This is a genomic window from Synechococcus sp. H55.9, from assembly GCF_047462355.1.
Classification (GTDB): Bacteria; Cyanobacteriota; Cyanobacteriia; order Thermostichales; family Thermostichaceae; genus Thermostichus.
Map to the genome: position 1 here is coordinate 30,281 of NZ_JANSJB010000009.1, position 2,638 is coordinate 32,918.

Here is a 2,638-nt window from a genome sequence, read left to right on the forward strand (position 1 = left end):
CCGGATGCGGAGCAATTCTGCCGTGTGGAAGAGCTGGTGGAAATCGATATTGCCGTGGATCCCTGCGAGGGTACCAACCTGGTGGCCAAAGGCCAAAACGGCTCTATGGCAGTGCTGGCCATCTCCGAAAAAGGCGGCCTGCTGCACGCGCCGGACATCTACATGCAAAAGCTGGCGGCTCCGCCCCAGGCTAAGGGCAAGGTGCACCTCGACTATCCCCCTGAGAAAAACCTGCAGATCATCGCCGAAAGCCTGGATCGGGAGATCTCAGACCTGACGGTGGTGGTCATGGATCGCAAGCGCCACGTCGATCTCATCCGCCAAATCCGCGAGGCGGGGGCGCGGGTGAAGCTGATTACCGATGGCGACATCTCGGCGGCCCTCTCGGCAGGCTTCAACGGCACCGGCATCCACGCCCTGATGGGGATCGGGGCGGCTCCCGAAGGAGTGATCTCGGCAGCGGCGCTGCGTTGCCTGGGCGCCCACTTCCAGGGGCGGCTGATCTACGATCCCGAAGTGGTGCAGGCGGGCACCTACCTGCCGCCGGTGGAGGAAACGCGGCGGGAACTGAAAGAAAAGGGCATCGAGGATCCCGACAAGGTGTGGGAATGCGAAGAGCTGGCCAGCGGCAAGGAAGTGCTCTTTGCCGCCACCGGCATTACCGATGGCGACCTGATGCGGGGGGTGCGCTTCTTCGGCGGTGGGGCCCGCACCGAAACCCTGGTGATCTCCAGCCAGTCGCGCACGGTGCGCTTCGTGGATACCATCCACATGAAAGACGGCCAACAGCCCCGCAGCCTGCAACTGCGCTAAACAGATCCCCTGCCGAAAAGATGAGGGCGACTTTCCCTTGGCGAAGGTCGCTCTTCTCTTTGGTCGAACGTTAAAAAATCTATCAAGTTGCAACCCGAAAAAACGTAATAACTCTTCAGCAAAATCCTGCGAAACCGGTTCGATACTGGTCTTAGGGTTTAGGTAGGCTGAGAAAAGTTACCTAAGCTTGCTGGAACCGAGACAAGGAACTGCCTTGACACCGGTCTCAGCTCAACCTTCCCGAAAAGGGATGATTTGCTTTTGTTCAGAGATTTTGCTTTTAATAACTGTTGCTGTACAGACGACGGAGAGGCATGTTTATCGCGGTTGTCGGTCTTAGCCATCGCACAGCTCCTGTGGAGATCCGGGAGCGCCTCAGCATTTCCGAGGCCGAGGTGGGAGAGAGGATCCAGCAGCTCCGTGCCCACCCCCACATTGAGGAAGCGGCGATCCTCAGCACCTGTAACCGGCTGGAAGTCTACATTGTCACCCCAGAAATGGAAAGCGGTGTCCAGCAGACGATGCAGTTTTTGGCGGAGGCAAAAGGGATCCCGCTGCCCCAACTGCGCCCGCACCTGTTTACGCTGCTCTACCAAGATGCGGTGACGCACCTGGTGCGGGTGGCCGCCGGGCTGGACAGCTTGGTGTTGGGAGAGGGACAGATCCTGTCGCAAGTGAAAAAAGCGCAGCAACTGGGGCAAGCCTGCAACGGCATGGATCGCATCCTCAACCGCCTCTTCAAGGCGGCCATCACCGCCGGCAAGCGCATCCGCACCGAGACGGGGATCGGCACCGGCGCCATGTCCATCAGCTCGGCAGCGGTGGAGTTGGCCTTGCAGGAGCAGGGATCCCTTTCCCAGGGCAAGGTGACCGTGGTGGGAGCAGGGAGGATGGCCCGCCTGTTGGTGCAGCACCTCCTGGCCAAAGGGGCGGTGGATATTACCGTGGTCAACCGCTCCTTGGAGCGAGCCGAGGCCCTGGCCAAACAATTTGAGCAGCCGATCCAGGTGTTGCCCTGGGAGGCGCTGTTGAGCAGTGTGGCCGAGTCCAACCTGGTCTTCACCAGCACTGGCGCCACCCAGCCGATCCTCACCTACGAGCAACTGGCGGGGGTGCTGCAGACGAATCAGCCGCTGCTGTTGGTGGATATCTCGGTGCCCCGCAACATTGATCCCGACGTGGAAAAGCTAAGAGGGGTACAGGTGTTCAACGTGGATCACCTCTCCCGCATTGTGGAAGAAAACCGCGCCCAGCGGCAAAAGCTGGCCCGGGATGCCGAAGACTTGGTGGAAGAAGAGGTGGAGCAGTTTATGGAGTGGTGGCGCTCTCTGGAGACGGTGCCCACCATTTCCAGCCTGCGCCACAAGGTGGAGTCTATCCGCGAGCAGGAGATGGAAAAAGCCCTCTCCCGCCTAGGCAAAGACTTTGCCGAAAAGCACCTGGAGGTGATCGACGCCCTCACCCGCGGCATCGTCAACAAGATCCTGCACGATCCCATGGTGCAGCTGCGGGCCAAGCGGGACATCGAGGCGCGGCGCAGGGCTATGCAAATCCTGCAGGAGCTGTTTAACCTCGATCCCATGCCGTTTCAGGCGCAGCAGGAACGCTAGGGATCCCTGGGCAGTGTCAAATATTAAAGAATTGTAACAGCTCTCTCATCTCAGGGGAAGGGCTGCCCTTAGGATACAAAACGTAAGCTCTGGGAGTTGGGGGTATGTTCGGACAGTACGAAGTGTTCGTGCAGTTGGCGCTGCTGGCCTTGATCGTTCTGGCAGGGCCGGCGGTTATCCTGCTGCTCTACCTACGCGGCGCGGATATGTAGGCA

The 2,638-nt window shown here is 59.8% G+C and carries 3 protein-coding genes; all 3 read left to right on the forward strand.

All coding sequences use genetic code 11. The features are described from left to right. Positions 1-813 (forward strand): fructose-bisphosphatase class II family protein (locus NW857_RS02430; protein ID WP_414367870.1); only part of this gene is annotated, 813 nt, incomplete at its 5' end. Positions 814-1,127: 314 nt separating this feature from the next. Then, positions 1,128-2,423 (forward strand): glutamyl-tRNA reductase, encoded by a 1,296-nt coding sequence (locus NW857_RS02435; RefSeq protein WP_414334406.1) that lies wholly within the window; start codon positions 1,128-1,130, stop codon positions 2,421-2,423. Between the two features lie 104 nt (positions 2,424-2,527). After that, a complete protein-coding gene (gene psb30, locus NW857_RS02440; protein ID WP_011433833.1) occupies positions 2,528-2,635 on the forward strand; it encodes a photosystem II reaction center protein Ycf12/Psb30 in 108 nt (35 codons plus the stop codon). The last annotated feature ends 3 nt before the right edge of the window (positions 2,636-2,638 follow it).

What these genes read in the sequence shown, in the direction of transcription:
- psb30 (WP_011433833.1), top strand. Translation starts at nt 2,528, where the DNA reads ATGTTCGGACAGTACGAAGTGTTCGTGCAGTTGGCGCTGCTGGCCTTG.
- NW857_RS02435 (WP_414334406.1), top strand. Translation starts at nt 1,128, where the DNA reads ATGTTTATCGCGGTTGTCGGTCTTAGCCATCGCACAGCTCCTGTGGAG.